This is a genomic window from Klebsiella sp. PK01 (assembly GCF_057624675.1).
Window position 1 is genome coordinate 125,725 of the sequence record NZ_JBYEZM010000002.1, and the last position, 21,565, is coordinate 147,289.

Annotated in this window: 17 protein-coding genes; 6 read left to right on the forward strand and 11 right to left on the reverse strand. The window is 53.7% G+C overall.

Translation table 11 applies throughout. From position 1 onward, the window contains the following. Positions 1-150 precede the first annotated feature (150 nt). Genes AC22LX_RS05750 through AC22LX_RS05760 form a run of 3 tightly spaced genes read right to left on the reverse strand, consistent with a single transcriptional unit; the run spans position 151 to position 2,915 of the window. Positions 151-1,146, reverse strand: coding sequence for a FecCD family ABC transporter permease (locus AC22LX_RS05750; RefSeq protein ID WP_080961904.1), 996 nt, complete (start codon positions 1,144-1,146; stop codon positions 151-153). Positions 1,147-1,154: 8 nt separating this feature from the next. After that, positions 1,155-2,111: an ABC transporter substrate-binding protein gene (locus tag AC22LX_RS05755; RefSeq protein ID WP_063448046.1), complete on the reverse strand. Its 957-nt coding sequence runs from the start codon at positions 2,109-2,111 to the stop codon at positions 1,155-1,157. 15 nt (positions 2,112-2,126) lie between these two features. Continuing rightward, positions 2,127-2,915, reverse strand: a complete 789-nt coding sequence (locus tag AC22LX_RS05760; RefSeq protein WP_045390466.1) for an ABC transporter ATP-binding protein — start codon at positions 2,913-2,915, stop codon at positions 2,127-2,129. A gap of 187 nt (positions 2,916-3,102) precedes the next feature. On the opposite strand from AC22LX_RS05760, the gene AC22LX_RS05765 reads away from it, so the two are divergent. Next, positions 3,103-3,789 carry an RluA family pseudouridine synthase gene (locus AC22LX_RS05765; RefSeq protein WP_049060741.1) on the forward strand — a complete coding sequence of 229 codons (687 nt, stop codon included), beginning with the start codon at positions 3,103-3,105 and terminating at the stop codon, positions 3,787-3,789. Between the two features lie 4 nt (positions 3,790-3,793). Here AC22LX_RS05765 and tdcG read toward each other — a convergent pair whose 3' ends face one another. The 7 genes from tdcG to AC22LX_RS05800 all read right to left on the reverse strand — a co-directional run bounded on the left by tdcG (position 3,794) and on the right by AC22LX_RS05800 (position 13,916). Then, positions 3,794-5,158: an L-serine ammonia-lyase gene (gene tdcG / locus AC22LX_RS05770; protein ID WP_049060740.1), complete on the reverse strand. Its 1,365-nt coding sequence runs from the start codon at positions 5,156-5,158 to the stop codon at positions 3,794-3,796. 86 nt (positions 5,159-5,244) lie between these two features. After that, positions 5,245-7,539 (reverse strand): formate C-acetyltransferase, encoded by a 2,295-nt coding sequence (gene pflB / locus AC22LX_RS05775; RefSeq protein ID WP_487333836.1) that lies wholly within the window; start codon positions 7,537-7,539, stop codon positions 5,245-5,247. 32 nt (positions 7,540-7,571) lie between these two features. Then, positions 7,572-8,780: a propionate kinase gene (gene tdcD / locus AC22LX_RS05780; RefSeq protein WP_487333837.1), complete on the reverse strand. Its 1,209-nt coding sequence runs from the start codon at positions 8,778-8,780 to the stop codon at positions 7,572-7,574. A 28-nt stretch (positions 8,781-8,808) separates the two neighbouring features. Then, complete coding sequence (gene tdcC / locus AC22LX_RS05785; protein WP_045390456.1) at positions 8,809-10,140, reverse strand: threonine/serine transporter TdcC; 1,332 nt, start codon at positions 10,138-10,140, stop codon at positions 8,809-8,811. A 21-nt stretch (positions 10,141-10,161) separates the two neighbouring features. After that, positions 10,162-11,151 carry a bifunctional threonine ammonia-lyase/L-serine ammonia-lyase TdcB gene (gene tdcB / locus AC22LX_RS05790; protein ID WP_045376007.1) on the reverse strand — a complete coding sequence of 330 codons (990 nt, stop codon included), beginning with the start codon at positions 11,149-11,151 and terminating at the stop codon, positions 10,162-10,164. Between the two features lie 95 nt (positions 11,152-11,246). After that, positions 11,247-12,185, reverse strand: coding sequence for a transcriptional regulator TdcA (gene tdcA, locus AC22LX_RS05795; protein ID WP_045390453.1), 939 nt, complete (start codon positions 12,183-12,185; stop codon positions 11,247-11,249). A 585-nt stretch (positions 12,186-12,770) separates the two neighbouring features. Beyond that, positions 12,771-13,916, reverse strand: coding sequence for an MFS transporter (locus AC22LX_RS05800; RefSeq protein WP_045390450.1), 1,146 nt, complete (start codon positions 13,914-13,916; stop codon positions 12,771-12,773). Between the two features lie 91 nt (positions 13,917-14,007). On the opposite strand from AC22LX_RS05800, the gene AC22LX_RS05805 reads away from it, so the two are divergent. From AC22LX_RS05805 to AC22LX_RS05825, 5 genes are all read left to right on the forward strand, one after another. After that, a complete protein-coding gene (locus tag AC22LX_RS05805) occupies positions 14,008-14,778 on the forward strand; it encodes an AraC family transcriptional regulator (protein WP_045390448.1) in 771 nt (256 codons plus the stop codon). 122 nt (positions 14,779-14,900) lie between these two features. Beyond that, positions 14,901-16,634, forward strand: coding sequence for an alpha,alpha-trehalase (locus tag AC22LX_RS05810; protein ID WP_045390445.1), 1,734 nt, complete (start codon positions 14,901-14,903; stop codon positions 16,632-16,634). A gap of 221 nt (positions 16,635-16,855) precedes the next feature. Next, a complete protein-coding gene (locus tag AC22LX_RS05815) occupies positions 16,856-18,976 on the forward strand; it encodes a TonB-dependent siderophore receptor (protein WP_487333838.1) in 2,121 nt (706 codons plus the stop codon). 198 nt (positions 18,977-19,174) lie between these two features. Next, the gene (locus AC22LX_RS05820) at positions 19,175-20,026 is read left to right on the forward strand and encodes a hypothetical protein (RefSeq protein WP_063448041.1); all 852 of its coding nucleotides are present in this window, start codon (positions 19,175-19,177) and stop codon (positions 20,024-20,026) included. 15 nt (positions 20,027-20,041) lie between these two features. After that, the gene (locus tag AC22LX_RS05825) at positions 20,042-20,863 is read left to right on the forward strand and encodes a DUF2207 domain-containing protein (RefSeq protein WP_487333839.1); all 822 of its coding nucleotides are present in this window, start codon (positions 20,042-20,044) and stop codon (positions 20,861-20,863) included. A 57-nt stretch (positions 20,864-20,920) separates the two neighbouring features. On the opposite strand, the gene emtA is transcribed toward AC22LX_RS05825, so the two are convergent. After that, entirely contained in the window at positions 20,921-21,532 is a 612-nt protein-coding gene (gene emtA, locus AC22LX_RS05830; RefSeq protein WP_015366071.1) for a membrane-bound lytic murein transglycosylase EmtA, read from the reverse strand. Between the last annotated feature and the right edge of the window lie 33 nt (positions 21,533-21,565).

A 21,565-nucleotide genomic window follows, 5' to 3' on the forward strand; every position in this document is an offset into this window, starting at 1 on the left:
AACATTCCACCTCCCCCAAAAGCGCACCAACCAGAAAAGTCACCTCTTCAACGGCGGCGAATAATTTTATATTCGGCGAATAACATTCATTCAAATAATAAAACCCATTAATTGCGCGCAATTAATGGGTTTTATTAGCCTTGACCCGGCTTATCGTGTTGCCCGCATCAGCAGACTAACAATAAACGCGCCGCCAAGCCCGGCAGTAATAATACCAATCGGTAATTCTTGATTCGCTATCAGGCTTCGGCTAAGTATATCGCCGCCAATGAGCAATATCGCGCCCAGCAGAGCGCACATTGGCACGGCCATTCGGTGCCTGACGCCCACGACCCGACGCGCCAGATAAGGCACCATCAGGCCGACAAAACCAATGACCCCGGTTAAAGAGACCAGCAAAGCGGTAGCCAACGCGCAGCAGAGAAAGGTTTCGCTTCTCAGCCGCTCCACGTCGACGCCCAGCGAGCAGGCCGTCTGCTCCCCCGCCAGCAGCGCATCCAACGCCCGCCAGCGAATCAGGGTAAATCCGCTCAACAGCGCCAGGCTCAATAACGGAATGAACAGGTTGTCCCATCTCGCCAGTCCCAGACCGCCCAATGACCAGAATAGCAACGAACCGGCCGCTCGCTGATCGCCGGAAAAGACCAGATAGCTGGTCAGCGCGCTGAAAAGAAACGACACCGCCAGGCCGCAGATAATTAACTGTTCCGCTCGCCTTAACTGGTTGACGCGAAACAACATCATCACCGCCAGCGCGGATAATATCCCGCCGATGAAGGCCGAGACCGGAAGCGTAAACGCCCCCAGTATCTCGCCGAAACGGGTGATCACCAGCACCGCGCCGGCGGAAGCGCCTGAAGAGAGACCGAACAAGAATGGATCGGCCAGTTCGTTACGTGTCGTAGTCTGTAACAGCAAGCCGGCGATCGCCAGTCCTGCGCCGGTCAACGCCGCCAGCAGGCTCCGTGGTAGGCGTAAGTCAATGACGATAGTTTTCAAAATCTCGGGAATGGGAGCGGATGATAGCCCTAACGCTGATATCACCTGTCGCCATGAGAGCTCCACACTCCCCAACCGCAGGCTCGAAATCATCAAAGCGCATAAAACGACGGATGCCAGCGCCGTCCATAGAACAAAACGTTGCATTGACGGCTTCATTTCACGTCCGTGGCATATAAGAGATGCGCCAGCTTCTCAACTGCCGCAATATTCGCCGGCCCCGGAGTCAATTCAGCATACTGCAACTTTAGATAACGCTGCTGCCGGACAGCGGGGGTCTGTTTCATCAGGGGATGGGATTCCAGTACGCGCTGCAGCGCCTCGGTTCCCGTGCCGGTTTGGTAATCGAGCAGAATAATCACCTGTGGTTCTCTGGCCGCCACCGCCTCCCAGCTCGTCGTTGTCCAGTTCGCGTCCAGAGTATCCATCACGTTGCGTCCCCCGGCCGCCTCGATAATGGCCGTCGGCATCCCGTACTTGCCGCTGGTAAAAGGTTTATCTTCGCCGGAGTCATAGACAAAGACCCGCAGCGGCTGCGTATTCGCTGCCCTGGCGGGCAGATGCGCCAGGCGACGCTTCCACCCTTCCACCAGCGCTTCTGCCTGTTGTTGCTTGCCAAAAATCTTGCCCAACTTGAGTTCATCGTTGTACAGCAAACTCATATCAGCTTTCTTCCCGCGCCCGCCGGCCTGGACGCAGCTTTCACTGAGTACCAGCGTGTTAATCCCATATGGCGCCAGCGTCTGCGGCGTCACATCGCCGCCGATTTTCATGCCGTAGTTCCAGCCGGCGAAGAAAAAGTCCGGCCGAACCGCCAGCAGCGTTTCCAGCGCCGGATATTTAGGCGCCAGCTCGGGGATGACCCCCATCGCCGCTTTGAACTCCGGCGTAAGTTTGTACCAGCCGGTGATGCCGGTTAGCCCAACAATACGATTCTGGAGATCGAGCGCGAAGGCCATTTCCGCCATATTAAGATCGTTAATCACCGCGCGCTGCGGGGGTTGATTAAAGGTGATGGGCTTACCGCAGCTATCCACGGTGACGGGAAATTGATTAGCCAGCGCCAACGGGCTACTTAACAGCAGCAATAAAGTAGTTAAAAGTTTGTTCATATTTACTCGAGTTCATTAAGCGCGATGAGGAACTTCAAAAATGCGCAGCGCTTTACCGCTAACGGGATGCGCCACGCGAAAACTGGTCATGCCAAAAACCGGATAGCTCACGCTGGGGTGCAGCGCAGCCTCGGGTACGTCGCAAATCACCTGCTTGCCATGGTGGAGAACCAGCATCCGGTCGGCAAAGGCTTCAGCCGCGGCAAGGTCGTGTAACACCGCAATCACCGCAACCTCTGCGCGTTTTACCAGGGCAAGTAACTCGGTTCTCGCCAGCGGATCGAGGTGATTAGTCGGCTCATCCAGCAGTAATAATGTGGGCGATTGCGCCAGCGCGCGGGCGAGCGCGGCGCGCTGGCGCTGACCGCCGGAGAGGTCGCCCAACTGGCGATGGCGTAAAGGTTTCAGATCCGTATCACTAATAACGCTCTCCACGATGCGACGTCCCTGCGCCGAGGACGGTGATTCGCGATACGGTAAACGCCCCAATTGAACATACTCTTCCACCGTCAGACGCAAATCGGGGATATCGTTTTGCGACAGGAAGGCAATATTCCGCGCGCGCGCTTCCGGCGACAGTTGCCGTAGTGGACGCCCCTGCCAGTACAGCGTCCCTTTATCCGGACAGAGTTCGCCAATAATGGCTCTTAATAGGCTCGACTTACCGCTGCCGTTAGGTCCAATAACCGCCAGCTTTTCCCCGGCTCGGAGCGAGAAATGAATACCGTCGAGTATTACAGTCCCCTTTTTGACATTTAGACTCAGCCCCTTGATGCTAAGTATTTCAGAATCACTCTTAAGCATATTTACCGATACTTATATGTTATAACATAACATACACCTACCATACCCAGCTCGTCTCTGCAAAGGGGTTGCATACTTTGTTATCGTTATTCGCTAAAAAGTCTTCCGTTCCGGAGCGTAGATTCCGGGTCGCCTTCCAGACAGAGATTCGCTATCATCCGCCCTCACCCTTAAGCAGCGCCTGCCCATGTCTACCGTAATTGATACCTTCATCGCCCCACCTTGTTCCGCGCAGATTAAGATCCTCTACGAGGACGAACATTTGTTATTGATCGACAAACCCAGCGGTCTGCTCAGCCTATCGGGTAAGAACCCGCAGAACCTGGATTCGGTCCATCACCGCCTGGTGCAGAATTTTCCTGGGTGCTCGCTGGTTCATCGGCTCGATTTCGGGACTTCCGGCCTTATGGTGGTGGCGCGTAACAAAACGATCAACGCCGCGCTGTGTCAGCAGTTCAGCCAGCGGGCGGTAAGCAAGGTTTATCACGCCCTGTTGTGTGGGCATCCAGAGGAAGATGAAGGGGTGATAGACGCGCCGATTGCCAAAGATCCGGCGCTGTTTCCACGGATGGCGATTAGCGAGCGTAACGGTAAACCGGCGCGCTCGCGCTATCAGGTGCTATCACGGGAATGGTTGCCAACAGCCAGCGGTTCGCTGGCGGTAACTCGCGTACGATTGCTACCGGAAACCGGACGCACCCATCAGCTACGCATCCACTGCCAGCATCTCGGCTATCCGATTCTCGGCTGCGATCTCTACGGAGGGCTGGCGTCACATCAGGCCTCACGCCTGATGCTCCACGCCAGCGAACTGCATTTTCACCATCCGGTCAGCGGTGAAGCGATAGCGGCGCGCCAGCCCAGTCCTTTCTGATTCGTCAGTCGCAAATCACTTTTATCGCCAGCCCGCCGCGTGAGGTTTCGCGATATTTATCGTTCATGTCTTTACCGGTTTCATACATTGTCTCAATGACCTTGTCGAGACAAACCCGCGGCTCGCTGGTTCGGCGGAGCGCCATCCGCGCGGCGTTAACCGCCTTCACCGCATTGATGGCATTGCGTTCGATGCAGGGGATTTGCACCTGCCCGGCCACCGGATCGCAGGTCAGACCGAGGTTATGTTCCATGGCGATTTCCGCGGCGTTGCATACCTGCGCCGGGCTGCCGCCAAGGAGTTCCGTCAGCCCAGCCGCCGCCATAGAGCAGGCCACGCCAATTTCGCCCTGACAGCCAACTTCTGCGCCAGATATAGAGGCATTCATCTTATACAGTGAACCGATAGCCGCCGCAGCCAGCAGATAGCGGGCAATCGAGTTGGCATTGACTGGGCGGCGAAACTTGTCGTAATAGGCCAGAACCGCGGGAATAATCCCGCATGCGCCATTGGTAGGCGCGGTGACGACCCGCCCACCGGCGGCATTTTCTTCGCTCACCGCCAGCGCAAACATATTGATCCAGTCGATGACGTTCATCGGATCGCGGGACAGACTATCGCTGGCCACCAGCTGTCGGCGCAGCGCCGCCGCCCGCCGCGGCACGTTGAGCGGCCCCGGCAGCACGCCCTCGGTATTCATTCCCCGCTCAATACCGTTACGCATCACCGCGTAAATGGCGGCGAAGCCAGCATCGATTTGCCCCTTATCGCGCAGCGCCAGCTCGTTTTGCATCATCAGGCCAGAGATGGAAAGGCCATTGTGTTCGCACAGCTGAAGCAGTTGATGGGCGGAACGGAAATCAAAGGGGACGGGCGTTGCGATATCGTGAGTCTGGCCAAAACGCGATTCCTCAACGATAAATCCGCCGCCAATTGAGTAATAGGTTTTGCTGAGTAGCGGCTGCTGATGATCCCAGGCGCTGATGCGCATACCGTTCTCATGGCGGGCCAGCGCGCTATCATGAAATACGATGCTCTCCGGCAACGGGAAATCAACCTGCCGACTCCCCTTCGCCACCGGCAGACGGCCGCTCGCGGTCACCTGCTGAATGAAAGCCGGGATGGCGTCAATATCGACATCCTGCGGACTATTTCCCGCCAGCCCCATGATAATGGCGACATCGGTCGCATGCCCTTTGCCGGTCAGCGATAGCGAACCGTACAGATCGACGACAATGCGCGTAGTCTGCGTCAGGTCGCCGCGGGTCGCCAGCTCGGTGATAAAACTTTTTCCTGCATTCATCGGCCCCACCGTATGAGAGCTCGAAGGACCAATACCAATTTTGAAAATATCGAAAGCGCTAATCATATCTACACCTCGGTTTACCGTGCAGTGAAGACCAGGTTTCACACCCATGATAAAAATGGGGCGACCATTATCGTCGCCCCGTTGCGTTACAGCGCCTGGGTGAAGGTTCGCGAAATGACATCCTGCTGCTGTTCGTAGGTTAGCGCATTAAAGCGCACCGCATAGCCAGAGACGCGGATGGTCAGGTTCGGATAATTTTCCGGATGAGCTATGGCGTCCAGCAGCATCTCGCGGTTCATCACGTTGACGTTCAGATGCTGGCCGCCCTCGATCCGTTCTTCGTGGTGGAAGTAGCCATCGAGCAGACCGACGAGGTTGGTTTGCCGGACGCTCGCCTCTTTACCTAACGCCGCCGGGACGATCGAGAAGGTATAAGAGATTCCATCCTTCGCGTAGGTGAACGGCAACTTAGCCACGGAAGTCAACGAAGCGACCGCCCCTTTGCGATCGCGGCCATGCATCGGGTTGGCCCCCGGCGCAAACGGCGTACCGGCGCGGCGGCCATCCGGGGTATTACCGGTTTTCTGGCCGTACACCACGTTTGAGGTAATCGTCAGGATCGACTGCGTGGGCACCGCGTTACGGTACGTCGGCAACACCTTAATTTTCTTCATAAAGCGTTCAACGAGATCGCAGGCAATACTATCGACGCGCTGATCGTTATTGCCGTACTGCGGATAATCGCCTTCAATCTCAAAATCGATCGCCAGGCCGCTGTCGTCGCGGATGGGTTTCACCTTCGCGTGCTTAATAGCCGAAAGCGAATCCGCCGCCACCGACAGCCCGGCAATCCCGCAGGCCATAGTGCGGTATACGTCGCGGTCGTGCAGCGCCATCAGCGAGGCTTCATAACTATATTTATCGTGCATGTAATGAATGATGTTCAGCGCGCTGATGTACTGCACCGCCAGCCAATCCATAAAATGATCGAGGCTGGCCATCACTTTGTCGTAATCCAGTACCTCATCCATCAGCGGCGCGGTTTTCGGCCCGACCTGGATTTTGAGTTTCTCATCCACCCCGCCATTGATTGCGTACAGCAGCGTTTTGGCGAGGTTGGCGCGCGCGCCGAAGAACTGCATCTGTTTGCCGATGACCATCGGGCTGACGCAGCAGGCAATAGCGTAATCATCACTGTTGAAATCGGCGCGCATCAGGTCATCGTTTTCATACTGCAGCGAGGAAGTGACGATCGAGACCTGGGCGGCATATTTCTTAAAGGCAATCGGCAGCGCTTCCGACCACAATACGGTAAGGTTGGGTTCCGGCGCTGGGCCCATGGTGTGCAGCGTATGCAGATAGCGGAAGGAGTTTTTAGTCACCAGCGTGCGGCCATCCAGCCCCATCCCGCCAATCACTTCGGTTGCCCAGATAGGATCGCCGGAGAACAGCGTGTCGAATTCCGGCGTACGCAGGAAACGCACCATGCGGATCTTCATAATGAAGTGGTCGATCAGTTCCTGGGCCTGTTGTTCATTGAGGATCCCGGCGTGGAAGTCGCGCTCGATATAGATATCGAGGAAAGAGGCGGTACGCCCCAGCGACATCGCACCGCCGTTTTGCGATTTCACCGCCGCCAGATAGGCGAAGTACAACCACTGTACCGCTTCCTGAGCGTTGCGCGCCGGGCAGGAGATATCGCAGCCGTATTTCGCCGCCATCTCCTGCATTTGCAGCAGCGCGCGGCGGTGTTCCGCCAGCTCTTCACGCAGACGAATAGTGGCTTCCAGATCCTGCCCGCGCTCCAGCGTTGCCTGCAGATCGGCAAACTGCAGTTCACGTTCACGCACCAGATAGCGGATGCCGTATAGCGCCACGCGGCGGTAGTCGCCAATGATACGCCCGCGGCCATAGCCATCCGGCAGACCGGTCAGTACGCCGGATTTACGGCAGCGCAGCATATCCGGCGAATAAGCGTCAAATACCCCCTGATTGTGGGTTTTACGCAGCTCGGTGAACAGATATTCAAACTGGCTATCCATTTCCCGGCCATAGGCATCAAACGAGCTTTTAATCATGTTAATGCCGCCAAACGGATGCAGCGCGCGCTTGAGCGGTTTATCCGTTTGCAAGCCGACTATTTTTTCCAGCGATTGCTCAATATAGCCGGCATCGTGAGCGGTAATGGTGGTGGCGATATTAGTATCAAAATCAACCGGCGCGTGGGTGGCGTTCTCTACGCGAATGCCGGCCATGACTTTTTCCCACAGCGCGGTCGTCGCCGGCGTCGCCTCAGCAAGGAATGATTCATCTCCGGTATACGGCGTATAGTTGTGCTGAATAAAATCACGGACATTAATTTCTTCTTTCCAGTCCGTACCTTTAAATCCGTGCCATGCTTCGGCGTACAGCATATCGCTGGTATCGATATTTACCTTCATGAAAATAATCTCTCTACAGGACCACAACGTAATTAAGCAAATTCCAGGGATGCATTAATTTTGCCTAAATGAATAGCATCGAGCGCAATCATCTTCTCTTCATTGGTGGGTATGACTGCAGATATCACTCGTGCCTCGCGGGAAGAAATAATGCGTTCACCGGCGGAGTTGGGTTGTTTATTTAGCGCATCATTCAGGCTGACGCCGAATACCGCTAAATGCTCAATCACCAGTTGGCGGATTAATACCGAATTTTCGCCGATACCGCCGGTAAAAATAATCGCGTCAAGGCGGCGTAGCGAGGCGGCATGGCCGGCAATGTGGCGGGCAATACGATGCACAAAGGTTTTAATCGCCAACCGCGCACGTTCATGCCCCTCATGCCAGGCTTTTTCCAGCACCCGCAGGTCGGATGACAATCCGGATATCCCCAGCAGGCCGGACTCCTTATTCACCACGCGCTCCAGATCGCTGAGCGTCTGGTTAGTTTCGCCGGCGATCCACGCCATCGCGCCAAAATCGACATCCCCGCTGCGGGTACCCATCATCAGGCCTTCCAACGGCGTCATGCCCATCGAGGTGTCCACGCTGCGGCCGTTGCGTACCGCGCAAATCGACGCGCCGTTGCCAAGATGAGCAATGACCAGCCCGCTATCCTGCTCGGGTAAATCAAGCAACGCCAGCGCGCGCTGAGAAACATAACGGTGCGAAGTACCGTGGAAACCGTAGCGACGCACGCCCAGTCGCTGGTAATAGTCCCACGGCAGACCGTAGAGAAATGCCTCTGGCGCCAGCGTCTGATGAAAGCTGGTATCAAAGACCGCTACCTGCTGTACGCCCGGGAATAACTGCTGAGCTGATTCAATACCGCTGAGATTGGCGTAATTATGCAGCGGCGCCAGCGGCGACACCTGGCGAATATTGTCGATAACTTCATCGGTAATTATCGCCGATTCGGTAAATATGCTGCCGCCGTGCGCGATACGGTGGCCAATTAACGCCACGCTATCCATTAAATCACGTTTTTCTAATTCAAATGCGATCGCCTTCAATGCGCCTTCATAGCTGCGGTGAGCCAGCTTAGCCGGCTCTCCCCCATTTATTGACAGGAACGCATCTTCAGAATTAATGCCATCTGCAATACCAGCCATTAATACTTCACAGCTGGCGGCATCAAGTACTGAAAATTTAATTGAAGACGAGCCGCAGTTAATGACCAGTACTACCGGATATTCATTCATGTCATCACTCCGCTCGTCCTGAGCTTAATTAAAACAGTTTGTAAACGATGTTCAGAATGGTCAGCAGACCGATTACCGTGACGAAGACGTTGTCCAGGCGGCCGCGATATTTCGCCAACGATGGCGCTTTACGGATGGCGTACATCGGCAGCAGGCACAGCAGCGAGGCAATAATCGGCGCGCCCATCGCTTCAATCAGGTCGAGAATGTTCGGGTTGGCGTAGGCGACAATCCACGTTGAGCCCATGATAAAAATCATGCTGATGGTGTTGAGCTTGCCGCTGGAAACGCGGGTTTTATCGCCTTTGTAACCAAACTTCAGCACCAGACCGTTCAGGCCTTCCAGCGTGCCGAGGTAGTGTCCGAAGAAGGATTTGAAAATCGCCACCAGCGCGATGATTGACGCGCCATATTCAAGCACCGTTGCAAAGGTGGATTTGGTGCCGGACAGCGAGGCGAAGTGGTTCGCCAGGTACGAGAGCACCGGGATATTCTGCGCTTTGGCATCTGCCATATTCTGCGGCGACAGCGTAAACAGGCAGCTGAAGGCGAAGAACATTACCACGGCCACCATCAGCATGCTGGCGCGAGAGATAATCTGTGAACATTTGCGCTCGGTGAACTCGCGACCAAAGTCTTTTTCATACTCTTCGCGCTTGGAAACCACGAATGAAGAGACAATTGGCGAGAAGTTAAACGAGAACACCATAATCGAAATACCCAGCCAGACGGTCACCAGAATACCATCGTGACCGGTCAGCGAGATCTCGCTTAAATTCACCTGATCGATAACCGCGGAGTTCCAGTAAGGGATCAGCGACAGAGAAATCAGCACCAGGCTGGCGATAAACGGCCATACCAGATAGCTCATTACTTTCACCATCAGATCTTTACCGAACCAGATGACAAACGCCATCAGCAGCAGCAGGAACAGCGCGACAAAACCGCGGTTCAGCGCCGGCAGCTGCAGCTGGTTTTCCCAGAAGGTCATAAAGGTATTGGTGATCGTCACGCCGTAAATCCACAGCAGCGGGCAAATCGCGAAGAAATAAAGGAAAGTAATCACCACCCCGCCGGTTTTACCAAAGTGCTCCTCTACCGTTTCAGTGATGTTGCCGGAAGGATTTGAGCCGGAAAGGCACAGCCGGGCCAGCGCCCGATGGCAATAGAAGGCGATCGGGTAGGCCAGCACTAACATCAGTAAGATGGGGATCAGGCCGCCGAAACCGGCGCGGATCGGGAAGAATAATACCCCGGCGCCAATGGCGGTGCCGAATAAGCCCAGGGTCCAGGTGGTGTCCGATTTGCGCCAGGACGACTCTTTTGTCTGGCTGGATACAATGCTATCTGTAGTACTCATATCCTATCCTCATCAAAAAGATTAAGCGTCAACTAAACCAGTAATTTGCGATACGCGAGACAGGTCGATATTGCCGCCGGAAATAATGCTGACGGTTTTTCGGTTCTGAATATAGCTGTCCAGCTTACCGCTTAATAATGCGGCACAGGCTAACGCCCCGGCCCCTTCGGTAATCACTTTATTGCGTTGAATAAGTGCGACCATGCTGTTGCGAATTTCGTCTTCGCTGACCAGCACAATATCGTCAACTAATTCACGAACAATCTGATAAGTAATATTTCCCGGGCGAGAAACGTCGCAACCGTCGGCCAGGGTGGCATTATTGCGATGATTGGTGATTTCTCCGGCGTAATACGAGGCCGCCATGCCGTGAACGTTTTCAGACTGTACGCCAATAATCCGAATGGTCGGGTTGATCGATTTAATCGCCACCGCGATACCGGCAATTAAACCGCCGCCGCCAATCGGTACAATAACGTTATCGACATCATATAAATCCTCCATGATTTCCAGACCAATAGTCCCCTGGCCGGCTATCACTTTCGGATCGTCGTATGGTGGAATAAATATCCGCCCTTCCATTTCAACAATTTCGCTGACTTTGGCGATGGTGTCGTTAAAATTATCGCCATGTAGCACCACTTCCGCCGAATAGTCGCAGGTGGCGGCCACTTTTGATTTTGGCGCGCCTTTCGGCATCACCACTTTACCGTCGATGCCGAGCATAGCGCAGGAGAGCGAAACGCCCTGCGCATGGTTACCGGCGGAACACGCCACCACGCCTTTGCGCTTTTCCGCATCAGTCAGCGAACTGAGTTTATTAAACGCGCCGCGAATTTTAAAAGAACCGGTGCGCTGCATATTTTCAAACTTAAGGAAGATTTCGCCTTTGCATCGTTCGCTGAAATAATTCGAACGCGGCATCCCCGTTTTATATATTTTACCTGCCAATCTTTTTTTCGCTTCGAGGATATCTTCAATAGCAACTGGAAGATCGTATGTAATATGCATGAGAACCTCTTAACCTGGAATTAAACAAATAGCGTTAATGGGCAGCGACTGATAAATAAATCGCAGCTTAAGTTTCAATCAATATAAAAAGACAGTTAATCTACGGTGATTAATTGTCGTCGTCGGCAACCGCTATGGGCTGAATATTCTTTCGCTAATTCAACTAACGCCGAGGCCGCACTTTTAATGCGATAATTCTTCGACCATACCGCAGCATAATGCGCTACCGGTAATGCGTCCTCGACAGGAATAGTAATAAATTGATTAGAGCCAAATGGTGCGGTCATATCACACGGAATAACCGTCAGGAAATCAGCATTGAGAACAAGATTATAAATAGTAACGACAGAGTCTGTTTTAACGATGTTTTCATTGTTGATGCCGCTGCGTTGAAGCGTGGCGAGGAGTTCACTGTAGTAACCCATATTGGTTTGCGGCAATACCCACTGTTCGTGCTGTAACGATGCCAGCGTGGCACTGCCGCTCCGCGTTCGCGATTTGCTGGCCACCAGCACGAATTCCGATTCAAATAGCGGTTCGACATGTAGATCGTGCAGCTTCATTTCATCGCTCAGCGTGCCGATGGCGAAATCGAGACGACCATCGCGGATCGCCGGCAGGAACGAAGAAAGCTGCGCTTCATACATCGAGACCTGTGCTTTTGGATATAATTTTTTGAATTTATGGATCATATCCGACATAAAAGTGAAGCCGATTAGCGACGGGAAACCAAACGAGACGTCAACGACTGTGCTGCAGGTCATACTGTGCATTTCGTTAACCATATTTTTCATTTCACGGGTAATCGACTCCGACCAGGTCAACAGCACCTGCCCGGCTTCAGTCAAAGTTACACCGGTATTTTTACGGACGATGAGCTCGGTACCGAAATAGTCTTCAATATCATTAATTGTTTTACTGACTGCAGGTTGAGTTAATCCTAATTCTTTCGCTGCTGAACCAATCGAACCACTTCTGATCACCTCCTGGAATACAACCAGGTGCTGAGTTTTAGGGAGCGGAATAGTATTCATATTGGTTATCCACGTTAATGACTTTGTTGACGGCGGGAAGTGTATCAAATGATGATCTGGTGGTTGTGTGAGACCACTCACAAAGCCCTTTCACCTATAATCAACCTTATCCAAAAAAACAAATTAAAACATTTAAAATCAATAAGTTAAAATCAAAAACATGAAATTAATCATGATTTTAGTCAAAGAAATATGAGGGGATAAAAAATATTTATGGGGATAAAAAAGGTTAATTTTTAAGCTAAAAATGAGCGAGCAAAGGGTAATTTTCAAGCAATAAAAGGAGGCATTTCACATTAATTTCTGTTTAAACCTCAGGTGTAAACAATCAAATAAAATGAGAAAACTGTATTTATTTCGATTCATTACGGGATGAGGTCACAATTTTTCACGTTATTTGTATGTAAAGATATATTTCATTAATTTAGCTGAAAACAAAAACAAACAATTGGTTATCATTATCAACATTATTTTAACCTAATTTTTAGGCTATTTTATAGCAGGTAATTCCTTGATTAAAATCAATATCGATTTTTCATCCAGTCACAAACCTGCCAAGCAGTGATTTGTGCTAATCATCACAAATCAGGAAAACTCATCATCCATGTGCCGCAGATAACGCCAACCGGTAAGCGCACTCACCGCCGCACAGATCGCTAACGTGATACCCAAGGATTCCCCCCAACCCACAATTGCCAGCCCCAAGCCGATAATCAAATAATAGGCCAGGCCAAGCAGCGCCCCGGCACTACCGCGGCAATCGCCGTAATCGCTAAGCGCCGTACCCAGCACCACGGGGATCGCCATGGCATAGGCTGTCGCTACCCCCATCATCGGCAGCAAAAAGAGCCATGAATGTGTTAACAGGCCAACGCCTGCGCTGGCGAGCAATAACAGAAGACCGGCACAAATAAATATGTGCTGCTGCCCCGCTCCACGTCGTAGCAACAGACGATTCCCCTGCGCGCCGGCTAACGCTCCCGCGGCCAGCGCCATACCGCTGTAGCCAAAAGCCCGCGCATCCAGCCCCAGGCGGGCAAAAAGGAACGGCCCCTGGCTGTAGTAGCTGAACAAACCGATATTCAATGCCGCCACCAGCGCCACCGCTAAACGGATTTTTGTATCCACCATCATGCGCAGTAATAGCGGCCAGAGCGCCTGATTTGCCGTTCGCGACGGCCGGGTTTCCGGCATTACCGCCGCGCACAGCAGCAATAGCGTCGCCGCCAGCAACGCCAGGGCGCTAAACACGCCATACATCCCCCACCACCCCGCCAACACGCCGCCAGAATAGACGCCAATTGCTGGGCTGATAGCCAGCGCCATGCCCACGAAGGAAAAAATCGCCGCCAACTGCCGACCTTCAAACGCATCGCGCAACACCGTTTGCCCAACCACCGACCCGATAGCCGCGCCGAAAGCCGCCACGATGCGAGCCGCCAGCAATACGCCAAAATTTGGCGCCGCCAGCGCCAGCATGCAGCCTGCGGTATACACCGCCAGACCGAGCAATAACGCCGGCCGCCGTCCACGCCGGTCGCTGAACCAGCCCCAGAACAGCACACCGATGGCAAAGCCGATGAAATAGACCGCCAGCGTCTGCGCCGCATCGGCGGCGCTAACGGAAAAATGGGCGCTGATATCAATTAGCGCCGGGCTATAGATAGTTTCCGCGATTTGCGGAAACATGAGTAATGCGGTAACCAGCGCCATCGCCGAACGACTTAACATATCAATCTCCCTCATCAGAGGCGCCATTGTAGGGAGCGGCAAAATCGGCGATTATAAATATAATGACACTTAACATCGAGAATCAGACATCATGGCCTGGCTCAGCGCGGATGCATCCTTTGACCCAGATATATTCAATGCGCCGCTGATTGGCGTGCAAGCGACCCTTAACGGCGATCATGACGATGGTCTGCATCAACATCAAATGGGACAGATGCTATTTACCCGTCAGGGCTGCATCCGGCTGACGCTGAACGACGGCGCGCTATTGTGTATGTTGCCGCCGACCCGCGCGGCGTGGATCCCCGCAGGCGTCACCCACCGCGCCGAAATGCAGCACATCGTTGATTACCGTTCGGTATGGTTCGCCAATGACTCATACCCGCAGTTGCCCCGTCAGCCTGCGATCCTCAACGTTACGCCGCTGCTGCGCGAGCTACTGGAACGCATCAGCGCCAGCCCCTGGGATACCGACTGGCGACAGGGCCCGGCCCTGCACCTGGCGGCGCTTTGCGTGGCGGAAATCGGCGCGGCAAAACATGAACCGATGATGCTAACGCTGCCGCAGGATAAACGTCTACGTCATCTCAACGGCCATGAGCAACCGCCGCTACTTCAACAACTGGCGGCGCAATGTGGCGCCGGAGAAAAGACCATCAGCCGCCTGTTTCAGCGCGAAACCGGCATGTCATATCAGCAGTGGCGCCAGCAGTGGCGGCTGATGAAAGCCGTAGAATTGCTGTCCTGCGGTCAGCGCATCACGGATGTCGCCCAGGCGCTAGAGTTTGCCAGCGATAGCGCCTTCATCTACTTCTTCCGTACTCAGACCGGCAAAACGCCGGGACAATATGTCGCCAGGTAAATACTCTGTTTTCGGCCAAAATGTTAACTCCAGCACGCGAGGCGGCCGATATTCGGCTAAGGTTTTCTGATGGCCGTTCGCAGTGGCGCGAAGTCAGCAAAACGTAAAATGGAGAATTATCGATGACGAGATCGGTTCTACGTCGCCCGGAAACCCTGACCCACCTTATTCAACTGGCGCTGGGAGGCGCAATGTTAAGCCTGGCGACATTCGCCGCGCAGGCAGATGACAACACCTCCCCGGTGCCGCAATCGCCTGATGAACTTTTAGGCCCGCTATTTAACGACGTGCAAAGCGCGAAACTCTTCCCTGACCAAAAAACCTTCGCTGATGCGGTCCCGAATAGCGATCCGCTAATGATCCTTGCCGACTATCGGATGCAAAAAGGTCAGGCCAGCTTCGATCTGCGCCATTTCGTCGAGATCAACTTCACCCTGCCGCGTGATAACGATCAATACGTGCCGCCGAAAGGGCAAACCCTGCGTCAACACATTGATGGGCTATGGCCGGTGCTAACCCGCAGCACCGTCGAGGTCGAGAAGTGGGATTCGCTGCTGCCGCTACCGAAACCTTATGTGGTGCCCGGTGGACGCTTCCGCGAAGTCTATTATTGGGATAGCTATTTCACCATGCTGGGCCTCGCCGAAAGCGGGCACTGGGATAAAGTGGAAGACATGGTGGCCAATTTTGCCGCCGAGATTGACCGCTGGGGGCATATTCCAAACGGCAACCGCAGTTACTATCTGAGCCGTTCGCAACCGCCGTTCTTTTCCTTTATGGTTGAGCTGTTGGCCAGCCACGATGGCGATCGGGCGCTAAAGACCTGGCTGCCGCAGATGGAAAAAGAGTATCGCTACTGGATGGAAGGCGCCGATGCGCTGACGCCCGGCAACGCGAATAAACGCGTGGTACGTCTGGAAGATGGCGCGCTGCTTAACCGCTACTGGGATGATAACGATACGCCTCGCCCGGAGTCCTGGCTTGACGACGTGACTACCGCCAAAAACAATCCTAACCGCCCGGCCACCGAAATCTATCGTGACCTACGTTCCGCCGCGGCCTCCGGATGGGACTTCAGTTCTCGCTGGATGGATAATCCGCAGCAGCTGGGGACTATCCGCACCACCAGCATCATTCCGGTCGACCTCAATGCGCTGATGTTCCACATGGAGAAAACCATTGCCCGCGCCAGTAAAGCCGCAGGTGACAGCGCTAAAGCCGGACAGTACGACGCGCTGGCGAATGCCCGCCAGAAGGCGCTGGAAAAATATCTGTGGAACGATAAAGAGGGCTGGTATGCCGATTACGATCTGAAGAGCCATAAAGTTCGCAATCAGCTGACCGCCGCGGCGCTGTTCCCGCTGTACGTCAAAGCGGCCTCCAGCGAACGTGCCGCGAAGGTAGCCGCCGCCGCCGAAAGCCGCCTGCTGAAGCCCGGCGGGCTTACCACCACCACGGTCAATAGCGGCCAACAGTGGGATGCGCCAAACGGCTGGGCGCCGCTGCAGTGGGTGGCGGTGGAAGGTCTGCAGAACTATGGTCAGAAAAAGGTGGCCATGGACGTCACCTGGCGCTTCCTCAGCAACGTCCAGCACACCTATGACAGCAAGCAGAAGCTGGTTGAGAAATATGACGTGAGTTCGACGGGTACCGGCGGCGGCGGCGGAGAGTATCCTCTGCAGGACGGCTTTGGCTGGACCAACGGCGTGACGTTAAAGATGCTCGACCTGGTTTGCCCGCAAGATAAACCGTGCGATGCGCTGCCGGCAACCCGCCCGGCGCAGGCAGAAATCACCGCTGGCAAGCAGCCCGCCGCGAACGATGCCGTGGCGGCTGCGGAGAAAAAAGCCCAGTAATCCCCTGCGCGCGGCGATATCTTCGCCGCGCTTTTTCCATCGACGTAACCCCATCATCCGCCGACAGCCAGCAAAATGTCTTCTTGCTCTGAGGAGGACTATTTTGCTTGATCATGCAAAAGCAAACGATAATAATTCGCATTATTTTTAACGAAAAAGCATTTCGTTTATTTCCGCGGCGGCGCACAGGAGTGCCAGACCGCGCTATTCAGGATTATGGCATGATCTCCTCTGTTAATTTTAAGCGCTCCGCGCTGGTGTGCGCCCTCGCGGCCGCTTTCCCTCTCGCCGCTCAGGCGCAAGATACCCTGATCGTGACCGCGCAACCTGACGACTCCGCCAGCGCGCAAACTCAAGGCTATAGCGCCAAAACGTCAACCGGCGCCACAAAAACCGACCAGCCGTTGATTACTACCGCCCAGTCGGTATCGGTGATCACCCGCCAGCAGATCGCCGATCAGGGCGCCAATACCGTAAGCCAGGCCCTACAATATACGCCGGGGGTTTATTCCAGTTTTGGCGGCGGCGCGACGCGCTTTGATACCATCTCGCTGCGCGGCTACCACGGCGGCGACGTTGATAACCTGTTCCTTGACGGCATGCGCCTGATGAGCGACGGCGGCAGCCATAACGTACTGCAGATCGACCCATGGTTTATTGAACGCGTCGACGTCATCCGCGGCCCCTCTTCCGCCCTTTATGGCCAAAGCGTGCCGGGCGGGGTGGTCAATTTGACCTCCAAACGGCCGCAGTTCAGCCAGCAGGGGCACTTTCGCCTGACCGGCGGCACGCAAAATACTAAGGGCGCGGCCTTCGACTATACCGATGCCATTAATGACCAATGGGCCTGGCGGCTCATCGGCATGACCCGCAGCAGCGATACGCAGTATGATCATACCCGCGAAGAGCGCTATGCGATTTCGCCTTCCTTGCTGTGGCAGCCGGATAGCGATACTTCGCTGCTGTTGCGCGCCTACCTGCAAAAAGATCCCTCCGGCGGCTACCACGGCTCTCTGCCGCTGGATGGTACCCGTTATGCGCACAACGGCCGTAAGCTCTCACCCAGCACCAATGAAGGCGATCCGGGCGATGGCTACCAGCGCCGCGAGCAAATCTACAGCTATGAATTCAACCACCAGTTCAGCGATGTCTGGTCGGCTTACTCCGCGGGCAGCTATACCCATACGAATGTCTCGCTGGCTCAGGTTTATCAGGTTGGCTGGGTGGGTGACAGCGACCTGCTTTCCCGCGGCTACAGCGGTTCCCGCGGGTCGCTGGACGGCTGGTCAACCGATAACCGCCTGCGCGCCGATTTCGCGACCGGTGAAGTGGCGCATACGTTAATCCTCGGCGCTGAGTATCATCGCTTCCGCAACGATTTATGGACCGGCGCCGGCGGCGCGGCGCCGCTTAACCCCTTTACCGGCTATACGCCGCAAACCGGGCATACCATCACCTACAGCGATAATAATAATCGCCGTTATTACCAGACCGGGATTTATCTGCAGGATGAAATGGTGTGGAATCGTTGGCACTTTGACGTTTCCGGACGCTACGACCGCATCGTTTCACAACAGGTTAGCGACACCTCAGGCACGTCAAACCGCCGCTCCGACGATCACATCAGCGGCCGCGCCTCGCTGCTGTACGCGCTCGATAATGGCCTTTCGCCCTACTTAAGCTACAGCCAGGCGATTACCCCGGCGATGCTGCCGGGCGCCGATGGTACGTTATTAAAACCCACCACCGCCGAACAGGTGGAGGCCGGCTTGAAATTCCAGCCGCCGGGCAGCAGCGATTTGTATAGCATCGCGATTTACGATTTGATGCAAAAAGATGTCGCCACCCGCGATCCGAACATCGCCACCGCCACCTATATTCCCGCCGGGAAAGTGCATTCACAGGGCGTAGAGCTGGAAGCGCATAACCAGATTACGCCGCAATTGAGCACGATTGCCTCTTATACCTGGAATCGCCTGCGCTTTCAGGACACGAAAGACGGCACCGATAATAATACCCCTCAGCTGACGCCGGATCAGATGGCCTCATTCTGGGCGCGCTATCAATTGCCGGCGGGCATCACCCTTGGCGCGGGTGTGCGCTATATCGGTAAGCAGTGGGCCGATGACGCCAATACCGAGCGTTTACCGTCAGTCACCCTGATAGATGCGATGGCGCGCGCCGACCTCGGGGCATGGTCAACGGCGATGAAAGGCGCCTATATTCAGGTTAATGCGAATAATATCGGCGATCGCGAGTATATTTCCGGCTGCTACGGCACCGGCAACTGTTATTGGGGGGCTGAGCGCAGCGTCACGGCAACCGTGGGCTACGATTTTTAATTTACCTCGTAAACATAAGCCTCCTGAAATAAGTCGGAGGCTTAATTTCATAAACCACATAAATATCTGATCAGTGCTTTTTAATGAAAGCCGCCAGACAAACTAAATTTATTGTTTAACCAGAACCACCCTATTAAACTAGCTACTATTCTGGTAAAAATTTACGCGCAAGGTTGCGGTTATCACAAGGAGTGTGAAGTGAACAATTTAATCAATTTCATCTCTGATTTATCCCCATTGTCCTTTATGGGTTACCATATATTATCAACCACGGTGATATATATTCTAGTGATGATTATCATCTCAAAGACTCGTCCTTCTGAGAAAAACACGCCGATACCACCACCTTACTCCATATCTCCGTCGTTTCTTGCCTGGCTACGGGGCAGAGCCACCGTCGTTATTCAATTAGCCATGTTCAGGCTATTAAGAAAAAACTACGTAACCATTATTCATTGCGCTGAGAATATCGAACTTTGCGCCAACCAGCAGTATGCAGAGTGCAAGATGACTCGTGTAGAAAAAATACTCTTTGACCATTTTTCTACACCAAAACCCAGCGCCCAGAATTTACCCCTTTCTCTTTACGTCGCCGATAAAAACCATTGGTCAGACGATCCCCAGTGTTGGGGCCTGATGCTCAGTCCGGCGCAACATACGTGGAATATGATCCTGATCGTCGTTCCTTCATTAATTTTAATCGGTACATATCTGTGGAAAACGTTTTTCGATAGTAGCACGCTTATCCACTCCAGCGTATTAAGCTGGCTCATGATGCTTATCGTTACCGGGCTTTGGTTGTTACTTTGGCTCATCATTACCTTAAATGCCACCCGGATGGACCGTGAGGGGATCTCAATTAACATTGTTCATAATTATGTAAATAGATTAAAGGATACTCTCATGGCTGAGGCCAAGACAACAACGGATGAAACAGCTGATTATTACGTCGCCATCGGTAAAACTTCCCTGCTACCCGAGAAATATCGTGAATTTATAACGATCATCAAGCCAATAAATTATGCATTTTCTGTTGAACGGCTTGAGTAGTCTGAGGGCGACATCATGTGGACTCTTATTATGCATATGCATCCTTTACTGTTTCTCGGCTGTATTATCGTTGTCGTCCCGGCTATTTATCTTTCTATCGGAATCATTATCGCCCTGACGCGGCCTGCGGCTAAAGCCCAGCAGTTAACGACCGGGATCGACCCATGGCTTCTTGCCTGGATTGACGGCGGCGGCACGCGGGTCATTCAGTTAGCAATGTTCAGTTTGTTACATAAAGGATATCTGTGGATCCCCGAGCCCGGGCAGATGTTGGCTAACGGACGTTATGCAAGCAATGAAATGAACGTCATTGAAAGAATTTTATTTGACCATTTTGAGGTACGAAAACCATGTCATGAAGATCTGCCTACTAGCCTGCATATCACCAACCTTAACATCTGGCAGGATCAGCAAAAAAGCCCAGAGCTGGCCTTAAGTATGCTACGCCGCCGATGCAATTTTCTGTTGTTCAGTATCCCCTCACTCATCTTAGCCGTAATATTAGCTTGTCGAATATTTATCTACGTCGATGTCGCTGAAAACACTTTTTGTTGGATATTGATGGTTACAGGAAGCCTGTTGTGGTTCACAGCATGGGGTTGCAACGTCTGGGATCATAATCGTCTGGATTTGAATGGGGTCTCACATAATAATTCTCAGGCGCTTATCGGATTATTATGCGAAAAATTAGCCCAGACTAGCGATGAAATGGATGAGGCCACGGCTATGCTGGTGGTGGCGGTTAATGGAATCGAGTCCCTTCCAGAAAGTTACCGGGATTACAAAGAGTTGATTGGTCCCGTCAGCTACATCAGTTCAATTAGCCACGAAAGTTAGGATTATCTGAAAGGCACCCCGCAAGGCGAATCCTGCCTGACGGGGTGAGAGATGACGCTACATCGCGTCCAGCGCTTTCTGCAGTTTCCAGATATAGCGCGGGGCCTGCGGGGCAGGATGCTTTTTCGCCACGTGTTCAAAGAACTCATCGGCATCAAGATCGTTAATCTCGTCGATGGCGTCCTGGCGATTCGACGAGAAGGTGCGCAGCAGCGCGCCTGCGCCGTTGGCATAAGAGACCACCACCGCATAGCGCATCACCTGCGGGTCCTTAATCCCCGCCAGCGGGCCGTTTTCCAGAATGCTCAGATAAGCGGCGCCCATCGAAATATTGCGTTCCGGGTTTTTCAGCTCGCTGACCGAAGGCTGGCCACGCCAGCCCATCCGTTGATAGACATCGCGCCCGGAGGTCGACGGCTTCAACTGCATCAGTCCTACCGCACCGGATTTACTGACCACCGAGGGATTACCGCCGGACTCAATCGCGATGATCGCGGTTATCAGCTGCGGGTCAACCCCCCACGCGGCACCGGCTTTTTCACTGATCGGCATCCACTGCATCGACCGCTTCACCGGGACTTCCGGGTTCCACGGCGGATTGGTGTAATCGTGCTTCGAGCTACAACCGGCCAACAATACAAATAAAAAAACAAACCATCTCAATTTCACACATCTATCCTTATTGGCTGAAGTTTGCCGCAC

Coding starts and splice junctions, on each gene's coding strand:
- AC22LX_RS05760 (WP_045390466.1), bottom strand. CDS start 2,915: ATGCTTAAGAGTGATTCTGAAATACTTAGCATCAAGGGGCTGAGTCTA.
- AC22LX_RS05810 (WP_045390445.1), top strand. CDS start 14,901: ATGACGAGATCGGTTCTACGTCGCCCGGAAACCCTGACCCACCTTATT.
- AC22LX_RS05755 (WP_063448046.1), bottom strand. CDS start 2,111: ATGAACAAACTTTTAACTACTTTATTGCTGCTGTTAAGTAGCCCGTTG.
- AC22LX_RS05765 (WP_049060741.1), top strand. CDS start 3,103: ATGTCTACCGTAATTGATACCTTCATCGCCCCACCTTGTTCCGCGCAG.
- AC22LX_RS05800 (WP_045390450.1), bottom strand. CDS start 13,916: ATGTTAAGTCGTTCGGCGATGGCGCTGGTTACCGCATTACTCATGTTT.
- AC22LX_RS05750 (WP_080961904.1), bottom strand. CDS start 1,146: ATGCAACGTTTTGTTCTATGGACGGCGCTGGCATCCGTCGTTTTATGC.
- AC22LX_RS05815 (WP_487333838.1), top strand. CDS start 16,856: ATGATCTCCTCTGTTAATTTTAAGCGCTCCGCGCTGGTGTGCGCCCTC.
- pflB (WP_487333836.1), bottom strand. CDS start 7,539: ATGAAGGTAAATATCGATACCAGCGATATGCTGTACGCCGAAGCATGG.
- AC22LX_RS05825 (WP_487333839.1), top strand. CDS start 20,042: ATGTGGACTCTTATTATGCATATGCATCCTTTACTGTTTCTCGGCTGT.
- tdcB (WP_045376007.1), bottom strand. CDS start 11,151: ATGCATATTACATACGATCTTCCAGTTGCTATTGAAGATATCCTCGAA.
- tdcC (WP_045390456.1), bottom strand. CDS start 10,140: ATGAGTACTACAGATAGCATTGTATCCAGCCAGACAAAAGAGTCGTCC.
- tdcD (WP_487333837.1), bottom strand. CDS start 8,780: ATGAATGAATATCCGGTAGTACTGGTCATTAACTGCGGCTCGTCTTCA.
- AC22LX_RS05805 (WP_045390448.1), top strand. CDS start 14,008: ATGGCCTGGCTCAGCGCGGATGCATCCTTTGACCCAGATATATTCAAT.
- tdcG (WP_049060740.1), bottom strand. CDS start 5,158: ATGATTAGCGCTTTCGATATTTTCAAAATTGGTATTGGTCCTTCGAGC.
- tdcA (WP_045390453.1), bottom strand. CDS start 12,185: ATGAATACTATTCCGCTCCCTAAAACTCAGCACCTGGTTGTATTCCAG.